The 18,855-nt window shown below is 38.8% G+C and carries 21 protein-coding genes; 11 read left to right on the top strand and 10 right to left on the bottom strand.

The features are described from left to right. Window positions 1-8: 8 nt before the first annotated feature. Genes FM071_RS09475 through FM071_RS09465 form a run of 3 tightly spaced genes read left to right on the top strand, consistent with a single transcriptional unit; the run spans window position 9 to window position 3,143 of the window. Window positions 9-491, top strand: coding sequence for a rhodanese-like domain-containing protein (locus FM071_RS09475; RefSeq protein ID WP_193110758.1), 483 nt, complete (start codon window positions 9-11; stop codon window positions 489-491). A 3-nt stretch (window positions 492-494) separates the two neighbouring features. Next, complete coding sequence (locus tag FM071_RS09470) at window positions 495-1,778, top strand: protein-disulfide reductase DsbD family protein (RefSeq protein WP_193110757.1); 1,284 nt, start codon at window positions 495-497, stop codon at window positions 1,776-1,778. A 9-nt stretch (window positions 1,779-1,787) separates the two neighbouring features. Next, window positions 1,788-3,143 carry a class I SAM-dependent methyltransferase gene (locus FM071_RS09465; RefSeq protein WP_193110756.1) on the top strand — a complete coding sequence of 452 codons (1,356 nt, stop codon included), beginning with the start codon at window positions 1,788-1,790 and terminating at the stop codon, window positions 3,141-3,143. Window positions 3,144-3,541: 398 nt separating this feature from the next. Here the strand turns inward: FM071_RS09465 and FM071_RS09460 are convergent, their stop codons facing one another. The 10 genes from FM071_RS09460 to FM071_RS09415 form a co-directional block, all read right to left on the bottom strand. Further along, complete coding sequence (locus FM071_RS09460) at window positions 3,542-4,234, bottom strand: GNA1162 family protein (RefSeq protein ID WP_193110755.1); 693 nt, start codon at window positions 4,232-4,234, stop codon at window positions 3,542-3,544. Then, window positions 4,224-4,610, bottom strand: coding sequence for a DUF4810 domain-containing protein (locus FM071_RS09455; protein WP_193110754.1), 387 nt, complete (start codon window positions 4,608-4,610; stop codon window positions 4,224-4,226). Before FM071_RS09455 ends, FM071_RS09460 begins: the two co-directional genes overlap by 11 nt. Window positions 4,611-4,613: 3 nt before the next feature. Then, on the bottom strand, window positions 4,614-4,913 hold the full coding sequence (locus FM071_RS09450) for a lipoprotein (RefSeq protein ID WP_193110753.1): 300 nt from the start codon (window positions 4,911-4,913) through the stop codon (window positions 4,614-4,616). Continuing rightward, on the bottom strand, window positions 4,910-5,899 hold the full coding sequence (locus FM071_RS09445; protein WP_226960527.1) for a CsgG/HfaB family protein: 990 nt from the start codon (window positions 5,897-5,899) through the stop codon (window positions 4,910-4,912). Before FM071_RS09445 ends, FM071_RS09450 begins: the two co-directional genes overlap by 4 nt. Window positions 5,900-6,319: 420 nt before the next feature. Then, a complete protein-coding gene (locus FM071_RS09440) occupies window positions 6,320-7,978 on the bottom strand; it encodes an EAL domain-containing response regulator (protein ID WP_193110752.1) in 1,659 nt (552 codons plus the stop codon). 86 nt (window positions 7,979-8,064) lie between these two features. Further along, a complete protein-coding gene (locus tag FM071_RS09435; protein ID WP_193110751.1) occupies window positions 8,065-8,913 on the bottom strand; it encodes an ABC transporter ATP-binding protein in 849 nt (282 codons plus the stop codon). After that, window positions 8,910-9,602 carry a molybdate ABC transporter permease subunit gene (modB, locus tag FM071_RS09430; protein ID WP_193110750.1) on the bottom strand — a complete coding sequence of 231 codons (693 nt, stop codon included), beginning with the start codon at window positions 9,600-9,602 and terminating at the stop codon, window positions 8,910-8,912. Before modB ends, FM071_RS09435 begins: the two co-directional genes overlap by 4 nt. Continuing rightward, on the bottom strand, window positions 9,595-9,996 hold the full coding sequence (locus tag FM071_RS09425; protein WP_193110749.1) for a TOBE domain-containing protein: 402 nt from the start codon (window positions 9,994-9,996) through the stop codon (window positions 9,595-9,597). The genes modB and FM071_RS09425 overlap by 8 nt, the downstream gene beginning before the upstream one ends. Next, window positions 9,993-10,745 (bottom strand): molybdate ABC transporter substrate-binding protein, encoded by a 753-nt coding sequence (gene modA / locus FM071_RS09420; protein ID WP_193110748.1) that lies wholly within the window; start codon window positions 10,743-10,745, stop codon window positions 9,993-9,995. The genes FM071_RS09425 and modA overlap by 4 nt, the downstream gene beginning before the upstream one ends. 17 nt (window positions 10,746-10,762) lie before the next feature. Continuing rightward, on the bottom strand, window positions 10,763-12,214 hold the full coding sequence (locus FM071_RS09415; RefSeq protein ID WP_193110747.1) for an OprD family outer membrane porin: 1,452 nt from the start codon (window positions 12,212-12,214) through the stop codon (window positions 10,763-10,765). A gap of 251 nt (window positions 12,215-12,465) precedes the next feature. Between FM071_RS09415 and rplM the strand changes: the two genes are divergently transcribed. From rplM to FM071_RS09375, 8 genes are all read left to right on the top strand, one after another. Further along, window positions 12,466-12,888: a 50S ribosomal protein L13 gene (gene rplM, locus FM071_RS09410; protein ID WP_193110746.1), complete on the top strand. Its 423-nt coding sequence runs from the start codon at window positions 12,466-12,468 to the stop codon at window positions 12,886-12,888. Window positions 12,889-12,896: 8 nt separating this feature from the next. After that, complete coding sequence (gene rpsI, locus FM071_RS09405) at window positions 12,897-13,289, top strand: 30S ribosomal protein S9 (protein ID WP_193110745.1); 393 nt, start codon at window positions 12,897-12,899, stop codon at window positions 13,287-13,289. Between the two features lie 96 nt (window positions 13,290-13,385). Beyond that, entirely contained in the window at window positions 13,386-14,885 is a 1,500-nt protein-coding gene (locus FM071_RS09400) for a peptide-binding protein (RefSeq protein ID WP_193110744.1), read from the top strand. Beyond that, window positions 14,885-15,532: an HAD family hydrolase gene (locus FM071_RS09395; RefSeq protein WP_193110743.1), complete on the top strand. Its 648-nt coding sequence runs from the start codon at window positions 14,885-14,887 to the stop codon at window positions 15,530-15,532. The genes FM071_RS09400 and FM071_RS09395 overlap by 1 nt, the downstream gene beginning before the upstream one ends. A gap of 110 nt (window positions 15,533-15,642) precedes the next feature. Continuing rightward, complete coding sequence (locus FM071_RS09390; protein WP_193110742.1) at window positions 15,643-16,200, top strand: pyruvate flavodoxin oxidoreductase subunit gamma; 558 nt, start codon at window positions 15,643-15,645, stop codon at window positions 16,198-16,200. 10 nt (window positions 16,201-16,210) lie between these two features. After that, window positions 16,211-16,606 carry a 4Fe-4S dicluster-binding protein gene (locus tag FM071_RS09385; RefSeq protein ID WP_193110741.1) on the top strand — a complete coding sequence of 132 codons (396 nt, stop codon included), beginning with the start codon at window positions 16,211-16,213 and terminating at the stop codon, window positions 16,604-16,606. Next, on the top strand, window positions 16,607-17,830 hold the full coding sequence (locus tag FM071_RS09380; protein ID WP_193110740.1) for a 2-oxoacid:ferredoxin oxidoreductase subunit alpha: 1,224 nt from the start codon (window positions 16,607-16,609) through the stop codon (window positions 17,828-17,830). A 9-nt stretch (window positions 17,831-17,839) separates the two neighbouring features. Then, window positions 17,840-18,796: a thiamine pyrophosphate-dependent enzyme gene (locus tag FM071_RS09375; protein ID WP_193110739.1), complete on the top strand. Its 957-nt coding sequence runs from the start codon at window positions 17,840-17,842 to the stop codon at window positions 18,794-18,796. Window positions 18,797-18,855 lie beyond the last annotated feature (59 nt).

Genomic DNA, 18,855 nt, shown 5'->3' with positions numbered 1-18,855 from the left:
ATAGAAAAATGAGATATTCTCTAGTAAAATTGTTAATTGTAGGAGTACTTGTAGCATCAAGCAGTGTAATGGCGAAGTCTTTAAGCAAGATGGATCTGATCAACCAGGCAAAAAAAGAGGTAGGTGAGGTAACACCCCAAAAGTTAAAGAGTATGCTCGATGATGGCGAAGATGTCTTTGTTCTTGATGTGCGTGAGACAGAGCAGCATGCAGAGGGAAGCATCCCATTCGATGATTTTAACAAAGAGAATTTCCGTGCTGTCACACGTGGTAATTTAGAATGGAAAATCAACAAGATTATTCCGGATAAAGATGCATACGTGGTGACATACTGCCGCAGAGGCGGGCGTGGAGCGTTGGCTGCACAGGTTATGAAAGAGATGGGTTATACACATGTAACAACACTTAAAGGCGGGCTTAAAGGATGGGCGAAAGCAGGGTATCCTGTTAAAACCGGTCTTGGGAATGTAGTACTTAATAAAGAAAAATAAGCAATGTTGGCAATTTTAAGCGGCGCTTTTATTGCAGGAATACTGCTGACCTTTACACCTTGCGTTTTGCCGATGATACCTATTCTCTCAAGTGTTATAGCCGGTGAAGGTGAAAAAATCTCAAAAGCAAAGGCATTTCAGCTCTCTTTTGCTTATGTACTTGGAACTGCTGTTACCTATGCCGTCATGGGTGCATTGGCCGGTGCAACGGGAGAACAGTTGCAGTCCTATTTTCAAAATGCATGGGCAATCGGGACAATGAGTCTCGTTTTTGTTGTCATGGCGTTTGGAATGTTTGGAGCTTTCACAATTCAGATGCCTGCTTTTTTGCAGACACGACTTGAAGGCAGTACACACAATCTTAAGGGTGGAAAATTCTTTGCAGTTTTTTTTCTTGGACTTGTCTCTGCCTTGATTTTAGGAGCTTGTGTCTCTCCTGTGCTTATCTCGTTTTTGAGTGTTTCTATTGCAACAAGCAATCCGCTATTAGGTGCAGAGACAATGTTTACGCTTGCTCTTGGTATGGGTGTGCCGTTGATGTTTATGGGTGTCGGTGCCGGCTATCTGCTTCCAAAAGCAGGTGCATGGATGGATGGTGTAAAACATTTCTTTGGAATACTTCTCATTGGTGTTGCTATTAGTATCTTTTCAGAATTACAACTTATACCATCGCTTTTATTATGGGGAATCTATTTCACAGGTATTGCTGTTTATATGGGAGCTGTAGATGTAAGTGTAGAGGTTTCAAGCGGCTGGCAGAAATTGAAAAAAATAGTGTCAGTGCTATTGTTTATCTGGGGTATCATCACACTTGTTGGAGGAGCACGAGGCAACAACGACCTGTTGCTGCCACTTAAAAATGAACAAGGAATGATTACAGGTGCAGTAACTGCAACATCGGTAAAAAAAGAGTCAGCCCTTCCTTTTGAACAGATAAAAAATCTTAATGAGTTTGATGCAGAGAAAGCTAAAGCACTGACTCAGCATAAACCTATTGTTATTTACTTTCATGCCGAACATTGCAAGGTGTGCGAAAAATTGAAAAATACAACACTCAAAGACTCAAAAATAAGAAAAATACTGGGAGAGAGTTATATCCCGCTTATGGTTGACATGACAGATAAATCTGATGCAGAAGCCAATGCAATCAAAAAGAGTCTTAAAGTTTTCGGACCGCCTGCTTTTGTTATCATTGATGCAGATGGTAAAGTGCTTGAAGATGAAATAGCTTATGGATATCAATCAGCACAAAATCTTTTTGATATGCTTGATATGAATGCAGAATAAGGAGCGAAAATGGCAGACAACAATCAAATAATCGAACTATATACAGAGTTGGCGCAAAACCCCGAAAAAGATTTTGGTTGGGATAAAGGTTTAGAGAATGCAAAAGCGCATGGGTACAAACAAGCGTGGATAGATGCCACACCATCAGAAGTTTGGGAGTACTGTGCAGCGGTCGGCAATCCTTTTAAAAATGCAATAATATCTGAAGGGGATACTATATTAGATCTTGGATGTGGTGCAGGAGTTGATGTTTTAGTTGCTCGCCTGCATGCAGGAGAGAGTGGAAAAGTGTATGGTGTTGATATAACACCGAAAATGGTTGCAGCGGCATCCGAACATGCGAAGATGGTCGGTTTTGATAATGTCGAGATTTTAGAGAGCAGTTTTGATAATGTGCCGCTGGAGGATGAAAGTGTTGATGTCGTTATCTCAAATGGAGCGATCAACCTTACTTCATGTAAAGAATCTGTTTTTTCAGAGATATATCGTCTCTTAAAGCCGGAGGGGAAAATCTATTTTGCAGATATGATAGATATTTCAGAACCTACTTGTTGTGCAGTCCAAGAGAGTTCATGCTGTTCATCTTTCGGTGAAGAGGATTGGGCAAACTGTGTTGCTGGAACTATGCGTGAGTATGAGCTTATAGAACTTATGCAAAAAGCCGGGTTTAAAGATGTAGAGTGTACGGGACATACACATTACACAACAGCAGAAACGACAAGGGGTGCTACGTTTCAAGCAACAAAAATACCGGCAGAGATAAAGCGCCAACAGCATTGGGAAAATATTTTCCAGAACAAAGATTATACGCAGGTATTGTGGCACCAAAGATCTCCGCAAAAATCTCTTGAACTTATCAGCAGCTATGCAAAAAAAGAGGATGCTGTTATAGACGCAGGATGTGGTGCTTCACTACTCGTCGATAAGCTTTTGGAACTTGGATATGAAGATATAACATTATTAGACACGTCCAAAGCTTCGCTCGATATTGTTAAAAAAAGAGTGAAAAGTGAACATGTTACTTATATGCGTGAAGATATTCTCGCTTTTGAGAGTCAAAAGAAATTTGATTTGTGGCATGACAGAGCAGTTTTTCATTTCTTGCTGACAAAAAAAGAACGGCAAAAATATTTTGAAGTGCTCTCATCAGTGATCAAGCCAAATGCAATTGCTATCATTGCTACATTTTCAAAGGATGGAGAGATACAGTGTGCAGGACTTGACATAGAAGCATATGATGATACAAAAATCTTACAAGAGTTGCCAAATAATCTACAACTTATTGAGAGTGAAGCGTACAGACATATCACTCCAAAAGAGAGTGAACAAAACTATAGCTATTTCATTATAAAAAAGATCAGCTGATAATAGGGGTAAATACTTTTGTGCTGAGTGTTACTTTAGTTATACTACCGTTATCCAAGATAATAACACGCGAAGCCGATAGATCTTGACTGACAATAATGATGATCGTACCAAACTTTTGTGAAGTGTAAGTAATTTATTTTGAAGTTTTGTTCACATGGTAGCATTGAGTGCGGAGAGAGAGTGGTTCATTGCGTAGCAGGATTTTTTGTCGCAATATTAACGTATGTTAGATACACTCACCTACTTATTTTACTCTCCACTGAGCGTAACGAACATCTACAGCATTAGGAATTTTAGACCTGATAAAAGAAGCTGTGAGAAATATAACGAATGCAGAGGTTGAAGGGTATCTATGCTATCTTCTAAAAGATAGCATAGAGATTGTTGGCGTTTGATTATTTCTCTTTCGCTCTTTTATCGGTAATTTGAATGCTTTGATCCTGCATATAAAGAGGGCTGTAAGGTCCGGCAGGCAGGGCAAAAACGATATGGGAATTTGCCACTCTTGCATAGGTTACATAGTCTGCAGCTGCAGTGTTGATAGCTGTTGCAATAGCACTGGCTATAAGCCCGCCGATACCGCCGCCGCTGTTACCGCCGCTTAGATCGACAACGATTGTATCATAATATCTCCATAATTCCTGATTTGTCTTTGTTGATTTTAACACAGCTTCGATGGAGACGGTTAGTGATGATGCTATGACGGCATAAGAGACCTTCCACTGCTTGATCTTGGTAAAGAGTACCGCATCGGCACCAAAGTATTCATAAAATTTATCAAGCGGCATATTGTAGAGAAGTTCCGTATCATATACACCCTCTTGTTTCATGATATCACTGACCATTTCAACAGGAAAAACATAGTAACCCATCTGTGCAAAAGGGACCTCGACAGTTGTCATATAATAAGACTTCGCTTCTGCGTCACTACTTTCATTCATTGGCGGCAGTATGAGAATAGAGCGAGGCTGCTCTTCATACATTTTCGGAAATGCCGAGCCTTTTGTAGTCGGTGTTGTGCCTGCACAACCGCTTAACAGAGCCACTAAAAACAGGAACAGAGTATAAAGTGTGAGTCTATTTTTCATTTTTATCCTCCTCTGCCATTGCTACTTTTTTGATGAGCATATCCATGAGTTTCGCAGATTCCGGATAGAGTACTTTCTCTTTTTTGAAGTTTTCAACAGCGAGTTTGCTTTGTCCCTTTTTGAGGTAGATGTAACCGAGATTTGCATAAAGACCGGGTGCTACTCTTCCTGATGTGCTGTCCTGAGCATTTTGAATGGCATCTTCTATAGATTTTTGCAGGGCGAGCTGGGATTCGTGTGTATGATCTTTCACATCGCTGTAGTAACTTTCACTATATGTGCCATAGTTGTATAGAGCCTGATTATGTGAGCTGCATCCTGCCATAAACAAGGCGGCAAAAAGTATGCTTGGAAAAATAAGATTGTTTTTGCGCATCTATTATCTTACCTCTATCTCTTTGGATACACCGTCACTTACGAAGATCTCTATTTTGACAATGAGTTTGTCGTCTCTGTATACCTGAACCAAATGTTTTCCCGGAGCGACATTATAGAGATGGTCTATACCGCTTTTTACAGGAAATTTTTCTGAATTATCGATCGATACAAGAACATTTGAGGTGTCGCCTGTAAAATAGAGATGTGATTTTGCTGCAGCTGTACGTACGCCCTCTTTGTATCCGCAACCACTAAGGCCAAGAAGAGATATAAACGCTATTATTGCAATGATGTACTTCATTTTGATGCTCCTACTTCAATGTACAGCTTTGAAAAATCTTTCGATTTTATATAGCTGTCTAAATTACCGCTGACTATCTTTGTCAGTGAAACTTCATTTTCCGGTCTGTCTCCAAGTGTTGTGACTACTTCTATTGTTGCCAGTTTTTTGCCCGGAAGGGTTATGGTCATATGTGTTTGTGGGTTTGTGACCTTTTTACCTTGTACATAAACATCAAATCTATCGCCTGCTTTGATGTTTTGGCTTTTTCCGCCAGAAATGATGAGATTGCCGTCTTGGTAATCCAAAATGTAGCCTCTCCATGGTTTGTCAAGCATATGTTCGATGATATTTGAAGCAAGATCGGAAATGGCTGCATCAATGGCTTTATCGTTGAGTTGTGAATCGTATCCCGCTTTGTCACCGACACCCATTACATTTCCTGCTTCACTAAAAGCAGTTCCTTTACCTTCGTCTGAGTAGATGATCTCTCCGGTGCTTACATCGACGATGCGGATATGCACACGGGCAAAGGCTTCCTGTTTTTTAACACGGCTGAATAGACCGACATCACTCACCTCTTTACGTCCAAATTCCGTGATGGAACCCAGAATGATATAATCAGCGGCATTGTCAAGTTTTTTATGATCTTTCATCTTGAGTTCATCATCTATCTTTGATAGATCAGCACGTTCAAGCATGATGAACTTTCCTGTCTGGAACAGTTTTGCAGAGAGAATATCCATTGCCTGTTTTCCGATACGGTTGTTGTCTTTATCAATGAAAAAACTCTGTCCATAGCGTGTTTCATTTGTAAAACGGGCGATAGCCACTTTTCTTTTGATTCCGGTCGGTTTGCCAGCGTTGGCTTCTTTTGCTTCTATGCTCTTACTCTTAACAACAGCAGAGCTTTTTGGCACCTCATGTTCTTCACTTTTTTGTACAGTTGCACAGGCACTCAACATCAGCGCGATTCCGAGTACACTCAATATGCTTTTTCTTTGCAAAAGAGATCCTTTTTATTTTGAAATGTTAAATAATAACATAATGGAATTAAAAGAAGCTAAGAAGATAGCGTTGGTTGAAAGGCTTTTATACTAAGCGTCACTGTATCACAACGACTGTGAGTTTGGCTGCTTCGTCTTTAGAGAGGACAACTTCTGTGAGCTGTTGCTCGATGGTGACAATGGCAATATAGATAACATTGACTTTTTTATCTCGAGCAGTTCACCTTCAAACGAGAACTTTTGACTTTCTTGTCGTTTGAGAAGGACTTCTGACGGTTTTCCGTCATTGAGTAGCAGAATTTTTTAAACCTGATAGATTATACAAGCGCCATGAACTTTCAGGACAAACACCGTAAGCAGTGGAAGAGATAACTGGATGTACTGTAGAAGGCTGTATATGTTATATATTAAGTGATGAAGTTAGATTAGTTCGGGTTTAGGTTCGGAAATATAATAGCCTTGTAGAAAATCTACACCTATCTCTTTGACATACTCATAGATCTCTTTTGAACAAACAAACTCTGCGACAACAGGAATACCTTTTTGATGAGCATAATCGAGTATGGTTTTTGTCACGATTTGTGAATTTTTATCTTCAATAATATTTTTGATAAACTGGCCGTCTATCTTTATGAAATTGATTGGTAAGTTGTTGAGTTGTGCAAAGTTGGAACAATCAGCTCCAAAATCATCTATAGCTAAGTTGAAACCATCTTGATGGAGGATATTGAGTGTATTTTGTATGTTTTTATCCCTTGAGATACTATTATTTTCAAGAATTTCAAAAACAATCTGTTGAGAAGAAATGTCATATGATTGTATGGTTTTATGAATGGTTTGAAGAAATTTAGGATGTTTTAAATCATATTCACTTATATTAATACTGAGAACAGAAGCTGTTGTCTGTGCTTTTTGGCAGGCTCCACTTAACATTACTTTGAATATTTCAAACATTTGTCCGCTATACAGCGCGGCATCTAAAAAATGAAAAGGAGAGTATATTTCATTTTCATATTTTAAGCGGACAAGGGTTTCATATTTTTCTATTTTTCCATTTTTAGCATTTTGTATGGGTTGAAAGTATGCTAGTATGTTGTTGTGTGCAATAGCTTCTCGAATACGACCTGTCCATATGGAATTTGAGTGAATTGTTCTTACTATCTGTAAGTCATCACTATATTTCTTTGCATTGTTTTTACCATAAAGCCTTGCTTCTTTTAATGCAAATTCAGCTTTTTGGATGATATTGCCTCGCTCATCTAAAACAGCTCCAAGTGTTGCGGTTAAGTGAAATTTTACATCTTTTACATTAAATTCATGTTTGTATATATCTTCTTTAATTATTGATATACTCTCTTCTTGCGTATGACTCGTGTCTGATTGCAGGCATAATAAAGCAAATTTATCTGCTTCTAAATGATAGACTTCAGCATATCTGGAATATTTTTCAATGAGAAATTTGGCAAAAGATTTTAAAACTTCATCACCAAATTCAAAACCGTTGTGATTATTAATAAGGCTAAAATCATCAATATTGATAAGGATAAGAGATTTCCCTCCGATAGTGTCAAGATTTTCGCTGAGTTTCATTCTATTGGGTAATGAGGTGATTTCATTCGTCGTCATTTTTTTATAGATTTCATCTCTTTTGTCTTTGAGGTCTTTAAATTGTTGGTATTGTTTAATAGCCGTACGAATAGTTGTAAAAAGTCTTTGGGATTTTATGCATCGGCTGTCTTTATAATCGTTGATATCATAATGGGCTATAATATCACTTGCGGGTACAGGTGAATCATCACTGTTAATGATTACAATTCGCATAGAACTATTGTAAAGTGTCTGTCTTATGTAGTTTACTAAGTCTAAGCCGGCATCAGGTGTATGCATGGCAATATCTATAAAGGCAATGGCAATATCAGAATATTGTTGTAAAATTTTTTTTGCTTCTTGTGCATTTCTGGCATGAAGCATTTTTACTTTTTTATCGTTTATGAAAATTTCATCAAAACTTTCTGCTACTATCTGATGAAATTTTTCATCGTCATCAACTAGTAATATTTCCCAAAAATTAGAGGACAATTTTTATCCTTAATATTAAAAATAGTTATATTAATCATAATATCACTTTTAATATTAAAAAATTATTAAAAATATAGGGGGGATAATTATGTTAAATTTGGGTTGAAAGCCTTTGTTGAAACATTGACTGTGTCTCCGATTTGAAGGTTTTTTGCTTCTTCTTGTGATATTACAATTTCGACTAACTGTTGACCGATGGCTACAATAGCAATATAAATAACATCAACCTTTTTTATCTCAAGCAATTCTCCTTCAAATGAGAACTTTTGACTCCCTTGGCGTTTGAGAAGGACTTCGGTCGGTTTTCCGTCATTGGTTATGCTGCCGTTATCCAAGACAACAACACGTGAAGCCAAGCGATATATCTCACTTGGATCGTGGCTGACCATAATGGTAGTCGTACCAAACTCTTTGTGCAGTGTGAGCAGTTCATTTTGGAGTTTTGCACGCATGGCAGCATCGAGTGCGGAGAGAGGCTCATCGAGCAGCAAGATTTTTGGTTTTCGCATCAGAGCGCGGCAGATGCTCACGCGCTGTTTTTGTCCCCCGCTGAGTGAAGAGGGGTACCTGTTTTTAAGCTCACGCAATTCGGTAAGTTCCAAAAGATGTGCAGCAAGGTTTGTATTATTGGCAACGAAGAGGAGATTTTGCTCGATGGTCATGTTCTCAAAAAGGGCATAATCCTGAAATACAAAGCCTATCTCTCTTTTTTGCGGCGGCAGTGCTTTTTGCTCACGCAGCCAGATTTCACTGCCGACCTGAATCTCGCCTGATGCTTCTTCAAGACCTGCCAAGATTCGCAGGAGTGTTGTTTTCCCACTGCCGCTTGTACCGCTGAGTGCAACGAATTCTCCCTCTTGTATCTGCAGATCTACCTGAAGGGGCATAAGACCTTTTGCGCCATAGAGCTTTTTTTGAATCTTGATATCTATCATAATCCAAACCTTTTGTTTTGACGTGCATTGAAAAGATAGACACTAAAGAGCACGATAAAAGAGATGATAAGCATGATAGCGCTGTAGATATGCGCAGCAGTATAGTCCATAACCTCTACCATATCATAGATAGCGACTGAGGCGACTTTTGTCTCACCCGGTATGCTGCCTCCGACCATTAAAACAACACCGAACTCACCGACAGTATGGGCAAAGGTGACAATGATGGCCGTTAGAAGTGCTGGTTTCATATTTGGCAGGGCAACTTTAAAAAGCGTTGTCACTTTGCTTTTGCCTGCGATGTAACTGGCTTCAAGCATATTTTTGTTGAGACTTTCAAAACCGTTTTGCAGCGGCTGTACCATAAATGGCAGGGAGTAAAAACAACTTGCAATGACGATGCCCGTAAAACTAAAGGCGAGTTTTACGCCGAAGATATCTTCAAAAAAAGCACCCAGCGGCGAGTTGAAAGAAAATGCCCAGAGCATATAAAAACCTAAAACAGAAGGGGGCAGAACAATAGGCAGGGCAGTCACTGCTTCAATAAAAGGCTTTGAGCGTGACTTTGTCTGTGAGAGATACCAAGCTAAAGGCAGAGCAAAGACAAAAAGAATAGCAGAGGTGATAAATGCCAGTTTGAAAGAGATGAGAAAGGGCATGAAATCAAGGTTGCTAAGAGTCTTAAACATCGAGTATCTCCTGAATGTAGATATCATTTGCCCCAATGAGAAGTGAAACGGCATCCCCTTGTTTTAAAAGAAGTCTGTTGTGTGCTTCGCGAGTTATGATCGCTTCAAGGATTGTCTCTTCAAAAGATACGGTTACACTACAGAGCAGTTCACCGGCTTCGACTGTTTTTACAGTTGCGTGAAGGATATTTTCGCAGCTTGTTTGTTGTGGATGTTCTTTTGCAAGGATGATATTTGTTGGCTTGACAGCCAGTGCTACCTGGCTGCCTTGTCTGATGTCTGGATTGAGCTTCAAACTCATCATAACAATTGCTGTCGTATGGGATTCACAGTGAAGCAGTGTCAGGTTGTTGACATTTTCTATGGCTGTGACGTTTGTGACAATTGTGTTCATTTTGCTACTTTAAATCCGTAGGCACGCATGATCTTTTGCGAATCGGCTTGCTGAAAGAAGCTGATAAACTCCTGTGCCAAAGAGGAGGATTTTGCATGACTTGTTATGCCATACCCCTGATAAAGTGGCTCATGCAGACTATCATCGATGAGGTAATAGTCATGAAACGGACTTTGTCTGATGTTTGGAGCAAGAGCAAGTGAAAGAGCGATGATGCCGATATCTGCCGCTTTGATGTTGATGTAATTGGTAGTTTGTGAGATGTTTTCTCCAAAGACGATCTTTGGCTTTAGTTTTTTATAAAGATGCATGCTCTGCAGTGCCTGTTTTGCTTTTTGTCCATAAGGAGCGTGGTTTGGGTTTGCAATGGTAATCTTATTGACCCATGGCTGTGTGAAGTTTTCAAAACTTTTTGCTGATTGAAAATTTTTGTTCTTACTCCAGATAACGAGTCTGCCGATGGCGTAAAGTTTTGGCTTGGTGATGATGAAGCCTTTGTTGTAAAGATACTTTACATAATCCATATTTGCCGAAAAATAGATGTCGTAGGGTGCACCGCGTTCTATCTGGACACGCCCTTTACCGGAAGATCCGTAGATGATGTTGATGGTGTCGTTCTTGTGGGCTTTTAAAAAATCTGCTTTAATGGTGTCAAGCGCAAACTTCAGGTCACTTGCCGCAAAGATAGTAATCTTCTGTGCAAAAAGTGTTACACTCAGTAGTAAAAGCGTTATAAATATTTTTTTCACCATATTCCTTTAAGTATTCAAAAGAGATAGTTCAGCTCAAACCGGGCATCAAGATAATCTGATACTTGGGAAGAATCACCGATAAAATCACGCCAGCCTAAACGAACTCTGTACTGAAGTTCCTGCATGGAAGGAATGTTCTGCACGATACCTGCATAGTAGAACATAGAATCAGTTTCCTTTTTATTTGTATCTCCGTCCATATATAAAACAGAAGTCTGCAAAAAAGGTTTTGTATAGATTCCTTTTGCATTGGCACCTTTTACAAGTTCGATTCTATAACTTTTGACATTAGCACGCCAGTTATACATTCCCATCGAACGGGTATAGCCGGCTGTCGGAAAACCTCGCCACGGTGTTACAAGGTCTGCTTTGTCGAGTACTTGCGTGTAACCGAGATTTAGTTTATAGTCATCTATCTTTGTGACGATTCTTGCTGCAATCATACCACTGTTTAGTGAATTTGGATCTTTGTAGCCTGTTGTATCTGTTGTGATGGAAGCACCACCGACATCTCCTGCTCCATTGTCAAACTGTTCTATATAGCGTACACTGTGTGTGATGGAAAAGCTTTTAAGTGCTATTTTGTAGTTGAGTTCACCCATTACCTGAGAAAGCAAGGAGGGAACAACGTATGAGGAGAAGTTTATTTTAAGATTTTTTACAGAGTTGTTTTGTGCATCTAAAATAATAAGCGGTGCATCTGTTTTTTTTCCTGCTGCTTTTAGATTTGTATAACTCAATCCTTTGTGCATTGCCGAATCATCATTGCCTGTCCATTGTGAGTGGTTGGCACTATTGGAATCATCATACATCAAAACAGAGTGTGCAGACTCATGGTCACGCAGTTTCTGCTTAGCAAGATAGGCAAGTGTTAATTTTGTTTTTTTGATATCTTTTGAAGAGACAACAAGACCGTCAAAACTGTTTGGAATCATCTTCGTATCATTGCTTTTTGTATAAAAAGTCTCAACAAGCTGGCGGCCGGCTCTGAAGTTTGTTTTTGAGTAGCTGTAGCTGATGTTGGCCTGTCCGAATGCAAAGAGAGATTTTGAGCCGTTTGTTATGTATTTGTATCTGCTAAAAGTATCTTTTGCCGCTTTTGCGAAAGATATGTTGTTCTTAAAATCATCGGCAGAGAAAAAAGCCTGGGATCCATAGAGGCCAAGTGTAAAGTCAAAATTGTTCAAAGAAGCAGATCTGAAAACAAAACTTGCACCAACGGAGCTGACAAGATTACTTTCGTGTCCGCTGTCATCATGGTCATAACCGAAGTAAAAGTTGTTACTGCGAAGGCGGCCGTAAAAATCACCCTGCTGAAACATCTCCTTGAAAATCTCTGCAGTTTTTTGTTCTTGGTATATAAGCTGCCCATTTGTTTTGAGTGCCTGTTTTGGAAGTGTTGCTTCTGCCTGTGATAAAGATGCTGTTAAAGTGAAGAGTAACAATAATGAATATCTGCGTTTCATTGGAAGTTCTTTCCTTATAATCTTGTTAATATAATGACGTAGTATAGTACGAAGTATCTGAAAAATAGTGTAAATATTGGAGATATGTTATAATTTCATTCTCAACTTGCTTCAACAATAAAAAGCTTATAAATGACTTAAATTCAGCTATTTATAAGTTTATGCAGTTATACTTTCGCCACTAAAACAGATGTTTACTATAGAATCATTTATAGTGTTTGTTATAAAAATTCCTAAAGAAAGGTTCAAGAATGAAATTTACAAAAATTGCAACTCCTGAACAAATCGATCAAAAATGGGTTTTGATTGATGCTGAAGGTAAAACTTTTGGTCGTATGATCACTGAAGTAGCTACTATACTTCGTGGTAAGAACAAAGCATGTTTTACTCCTAACATTGACTGTGGTGATTATGTAGTAATCATCAACGCTTCTAAAGCAAAATTCAACGGTCTTGGAAAAATCGCTAACAAAGAGTACTTCTCTCACTCTGGTTACTTCGGTTCTACTAAGAGTGTTAAATTGACTGAGCTTTTAGAGAAAAATCCTGAGAAACTATACAAATTAGCGACTCGTGGTATGCTTCCTAAAACTAAGCTTGGTGCTAAAATGCTTAAAAAATTAAAAGTATATGCAGGTGCTGAGCATCCTCACACTGCACAAATTGCTAAGTAAGGATTAACATGGCAAATAAAATTTATGCAACAGGTCGTCGTAAAGCGTCTATCGCAAAAGTATGGTTAACTCCAGGAAGTGGTAAAATCACTATCAATGGTCTTTCATTAGACGCATGGTTAGGTGGACTTGAAGCGAAAAAACTTCGTGTAAAACAACCGCTTGTACTAACAAAACAAGATGAAAACGTAGATATCGTTGCTACTACTTTAGGTGGTGGTTTCGGTGGTCAGGCAGATGCACTTCGTCACGGTATCAGCCGTGCGCTTGTAGCGTTCAACCCTGAATTAAAAACTATCCTCAAACCAGAGGGTATGATGACTCGTGATTCACGTGTTGTTGAGCGTAAGAAACCAGGTAAACGTAAAGCACGTCGTTCTCGCCAGTTCTCAAAACGTTAATATTCTTTTTTATCAAGAGTTTTTTCTCTTGGTAAAATCTCTCTTTTTTTTAAACTTCCCAAACTTTTTTCATTTTTATACTATAATTTCACCACTATGAAAATATTACTCGTATTTCTTTTCTTTACAGAGCTTTTTGCTTCAACGCTGCAGCTGGCAACCTCTGCAAATCCTTCACGCTTAAACCCTATACTGGCAACTGATTCATCATCTTCAGAGATAACGGGATTTTTATTTAACGGGCTTGTAAAGTATGACAAAGACTCTAAAGAGATCATCGGTGATCTGGCGAAGAAGTTTTATTTTAAAAATGATACGACGCTTATCTTCGAATTGCGCCATAATGTAAAATGGCATGATGGCAAAGATTTTTCTGCCAAAGATGTCCTCTTTACCTATAAGACACTCATTTCAGATAAGATAGCTTCCCCTTACAGCACTGGCTTTCGTTTTGTAAAAGATGTCAAAGCTTTAGATGATTATGCCGTTGAAGTTGATTATAAAAAGCCTTATTTTAAAGCACTTGAGACCTGGATGATGGGAATACTTCCTGAGCATATCTTAAAAGATGAAAAAAATCTTATGAATTCGACTTTTAATACGCATCCAATAGGCACGGGCCCCTACAGGCTCACGCAGCTGGAATTTTCTAAAAATATCGAGCTCTCGGCTTTTGATGACTATTTTGAAGGGCGTCCCAAGATTGACAAGATCTCTTTTCATGTCATAGCCGATCCGATGACACGCCTTTTGATGCTGAAAAACCATGAACTAGACATTGGAACTGTTGAACCGCTTGTAATGGAGCGACAGCTTAAAAAAGATTTTTTTAAACACTTTAACATCTATGAGAAGATCTCGCTCTCTTATACCTATCTTGGTTTTAACCTGCGTGAGAAAAAGTTTCAAGATCCGCGTGTGCGTGAGGCACTCTCTTTGGCCATCAACAGAGAAGAGCTGGTAGATATACTTTTCTTTAAACATGCGAAGGTCTGCACTGGACCATTTCTACCGGGAACGAAAGCTTTCAATTCTGAGGTAAAAACCCCTAAACAGAATATAAAGAGAGCTAAAGAGCTGCTGCGTGAGGCAGGCTATAATGAAAAGCACCCCTTTACTTTTGAGATAGCAACATCAAACTCAAGTTCCATCCGTCCTTATGCGGCAGAGATACTGCAGTATCAGCTGCAAAAAGCGGGGGTTGTCGTCAAACTGCGTGTGATGGAGTGGCAGGCTTTTTTAAATATGGTCGTCTTTCCGCATAAGTTCGATGCAGTTCTTCTTGGTTGGGGACTCTCTCCGACACCCGATCCGTATCTTTTTTGGCATAGCGAGAGTGATAAGAAGGGCGGATTCAATCTTGTCGGCTATCATAATAAAAAAATAGACATGCTTATAGAGAAATCACAGTCTGTTATAGATAAAGAGAAACTCGGGGCGATGTGGCGTAAAATGTTTGCCATCATCACGCATGATAATCCCTACCTCTTTTTATACATTCCAAACTCCATTACGGCGGTCAATAAAAAGATAAAACATATAGAACCGGCACTCGGCGGTATCTGGCACAACTATATTTCATGGGAAAAAGATTAATGATAATACTATTTGATTTGGATGGCACACTCATAGATTCAACGGAAGCGATTTTGGAGAGTTTTCATTATGCTTTTGATTTTTACGGTTATAGACATCCTGATGATGAATCAATAAAAGCACTGATAGGACATCCACTGGACTATATGTTTGCAAAACTCGGTGTCGAGGACGAAAAAGTCTGGGATTTTGTGGCTGTTTATAAAGAACACTATAGAGAGATATCGACGCAAAAGACGGTACTGCTGCCTCACGCAAGAGAAGCTGTTGAACTGGCTGCCACTTTTGCAAAACTTGGTATTGTGACAACAAAGACCGGAAAGTACTCTAAGGTATTAATGGAGTATTTCGGCATTATGAATAAGTTCAAGGTGCTTATCGGCCGCGAGCATGTCGAACATCCCAAGCCTCACGCAGAGCCTATCTTAAAAGCACTTGAAGCTTTTGATATTGAAGATAAAGATGTATGGATGATAGGTGATACACAGATGGATATGGTTGCGGCAGAAGCAGCCGGTGTCAATGCCATAGCTGTAACAAGCGGATATGATTCACGTGATACACTGAAAAAATTTACAGATGTTGTTTTTAATGATGCTTATGAAGCTGTAAAGTGGTTAAAGCGTAGAAAAATATCACATACGTAACTGATGTTATAAGCTACATTATATCATCAAGCTACATTTAAGTGCCGTTTACCTAAAATACAGATAAATAGAAAAAATAAATGTTTCTTGAGAAAAGAAAAGGAGAATTTATGCTAGAAATTAGATGGCATAGTCGTGCTGGTCAAGGTGCTGTAACTGGTGCTAAAGGTTTAGCAGACGTTATTTCTACAACTGGAAAAGAAGTGCAGGCATTTGCATTTTACGGTTCGGCTAAACGCGGGGCTGCTATGACTGCATATAATCGTGTTGATGATAAAGTGATTTTGAATCATGAAAAATATATGGAGCCTGATTATGTTTTTGTAATTGATCCTGCTTTGGTTTACACAACAGATGTAACTGTTAATGGAAAAGAAAATACAAAATATATTATCACAACACACATGACTACAGATGAGTTAATAGCATCACAGCCAAAACTTGAGGGTAAAGAAGTATATACACTCGATTGTATTACTATTGCAAATGAGACTATTGGCCGTCCTATTCCAAATACACCGATGCTTGGTGCATTTATGAAAGTCTCCGGTATGTATGATATTGAATTTTTCAAAGAGAGCATGAAGAGAATTTTGAAAAAATTACCTCAAAAAATTGTTGACGCGAATATGATTGCTATTCAGCGTGCATATGATGAAGTGAAATAAGGAGCTGATGATGGCAAACACAGGTTGGGACGAATTTGAAATCGGAGCTATGCTTCGTACATTTGAAGGTGAAGCTGGAGATATCGCAGGAACACTCCAGGAAGATCGACACTATACACAAAACAGTTCTTTTACTGCTAGTGTAGCTGATTGGAGACTTATTAAACCGGTTTTCAATAAAGACTATTGTATTGATTGCCAATTTTGCTGGGTATATTGTCCGGATATTTCGATTATTTCAAGAGATAAAAAAATGATAGGTATTGATATGGATCACTGTAAAGGGTGTGGTATCTGTGTTGAGGTTTGTCCTACAAATCCAAAATCATTGTTGATGTTCCCAGAACAGGCAGATGAAGAGACAGAAATTGCTAGATGGCCTAGTAAAGAAGAGAAGGAGAAATAGATGGCATTTGATAAATTAGAATTAAATGAAATAGAAGTATGGGATGGAAATTATGCAGCAGCACAAGCTTTAAGACAAGCTCAGGTTGATGTTGTATCAGCTTACCCAATTACGCCATCAACCGCTATTGTTGAGGGATATGCAAAATTTAAGTCAGATAACCTTGTTGAGGGTGAATTTGTAATGGTTGAATCAGAACATGCCGCAATGAGTGGTTGTATTGGTGCTGCTGCTGCAGGTGGTCGTGTTGCAACTGCTACAGCTTCTCAAGGTCTTGCTCTTATGGCTGAGACATTGTATCAGGCTTCTGGTATGCGTTTGCCAATCGTTTTAAATATCGTAAACCGTGCATTAGCAGCTCCACTTAATGTTAACTGTGACCATTCAGATATGTATATGGTCCGTGACAGTGGTTGGATTCAATTTGATGCATTTTCTCCACAAGAAGCGTATGATTTAAACCTTATTGCTTTTAGAGTAAGTGAAGATCATGAGGTTAGACTTCCGGCTATAGTAAATCAAGATGGCTTTTTAACTTCTCATACAGCACAAGGTGTACACACACTAAGTGATGATGCAGCATTTAATTTTGTTGGTGAATATAAACCAATGAACGATATGCTTGACTTTGAACATCCTGTTACTCATGGTGTTCAGACTGAAGAAGATTGGCACTTTGAGCATAAAGCTCGTCAACATGCTGATACGATGAACATTGTTCCTGGAAAAATTGATGAAGTATTTGCTGAATTTGAAAAACTTACAGGTCGTAAATATAATCAAGTTGAAAAATATAATATGGATGATGCGGATGTTGCTGTTGTCTGTATGGGTACATCAGTTGAAACTGCACGTGAAGTTGCAGGTGAAATGAGAGAAAAAGGCATTAAGGCAGGTGTAGTCGGTCTACGTGTTGTCCGTCCATTCCCATTTATGGAGATAGCTGAAACATTAAAAGATGTAAAAGCTGTAGCTGCACTTGACCGTTCAGCTCCAGGTGGTGCTGCGGGTATGTTATTTAACGAAATTGCGGGTTCACTTTTTAACACAGATAGTAAAATGCTGCTTTCTGGTTACATCTATGGACTTGGTGGTCGTGATTTAACAAAAAAACATTTAGTAGATCTATATACTGAGCTTCAAGCAAATGCTGATGCAGGTAAGTTATTAACTAAACAACAACAGTTTATCGGTGTTCGTGGACCGAAACTAGCTTTTTTATAGGAAGATAAGATGAGTGAAATGAAAAAAATTAAAAACTTAAAAGAGTTTTCGACATCAGCTGACCGTTTTGAAGGTGCAAATCTTCTTTGTCCTGGTTGTGCTCACTCTATCATCGTTCGTGAAGTTTTAAATGCAACAAATGATGATTTAGTTCTAGCAGCTTCTACCGGTTGTCTTGAAGTTTGTACAGCTGTATACCCATATACATCTTGGGATGCTTCTTGGATTCATATTGGATTTGAGAATGGTTCTACTGCTGTTGCAGGTGCTGAAGCAATGTATAAAGCACTCAAAACAAAAGGTCGTTTGAAACAGCCTGACCGTAACCCTAAGTTTATAGCTTTTGGTGGTGACGGTGCATCTTATGATATTGGTTTCCAATGGATTTCCGGTTGTATGGAAAGAAATCATGACATGATGTATGTTGTTCTTGACAATGAAGTCTATGCAAATACAGGTGGGCAGCGTTCATCTTCTACACCAATAGGCGCAAGTGCTACAACCACGCCAGCAGGTAAAATCTCTTATGGTGAGACAAGAAATAAAAAAGATATGATGGGCATTATGGCTGCTCATAATATTCCATATGCAGCACAAGTAGCTCCAAATAAATGGAAAGATATGGTTAAGAAAATTCAGCATGGTATGAACACTGAAGGTGCAGTATTTATCAATGCAGTTTCTCCTTGTACCACTGAGTGGAAATTTGATCCTAAAGACACTATGCATTTAACTGATCTTGCAACAGATTCATTGGTTTTCCCACTTTATGAGATCATTGATGGTCATGAACTGAATATTACTTACAGACCGAAAAATGTTGTTCCTGTTGAAGAGTATCTAGCAGCACAAGGACGTTTTAGACACCTTTTCAAAGATGAGTATAAATACTTAATCAAAGAGTGGCAGGAGCGTGTAGATAAAAACTGGGAATATCTAAACAGACGCGAAGAAGCGAGAGTTTAGTCGCGAACTTCTAGCTTTCACGCATATTGCATAAAAATCCAACATGGCAGGCTTATAGT

The sequence above is a fragment of the Sulfurimonas paralvinellae genome, from assembly GCF_014905135.1.
In the GTDB taxonomy this organism is placed as follows: Bacteria; Campylobacterota; Campylobacteria; order Campylobacterales; family Sulfurimonadaceae; genus Sulfurimonas; species Sulfurimonas paralvinellae.
The sequence above is the reverse complement of the archived record's forward strand: the minus strand, read 5'-3'. Positions and strand labels throughout refer to the sequence as shown.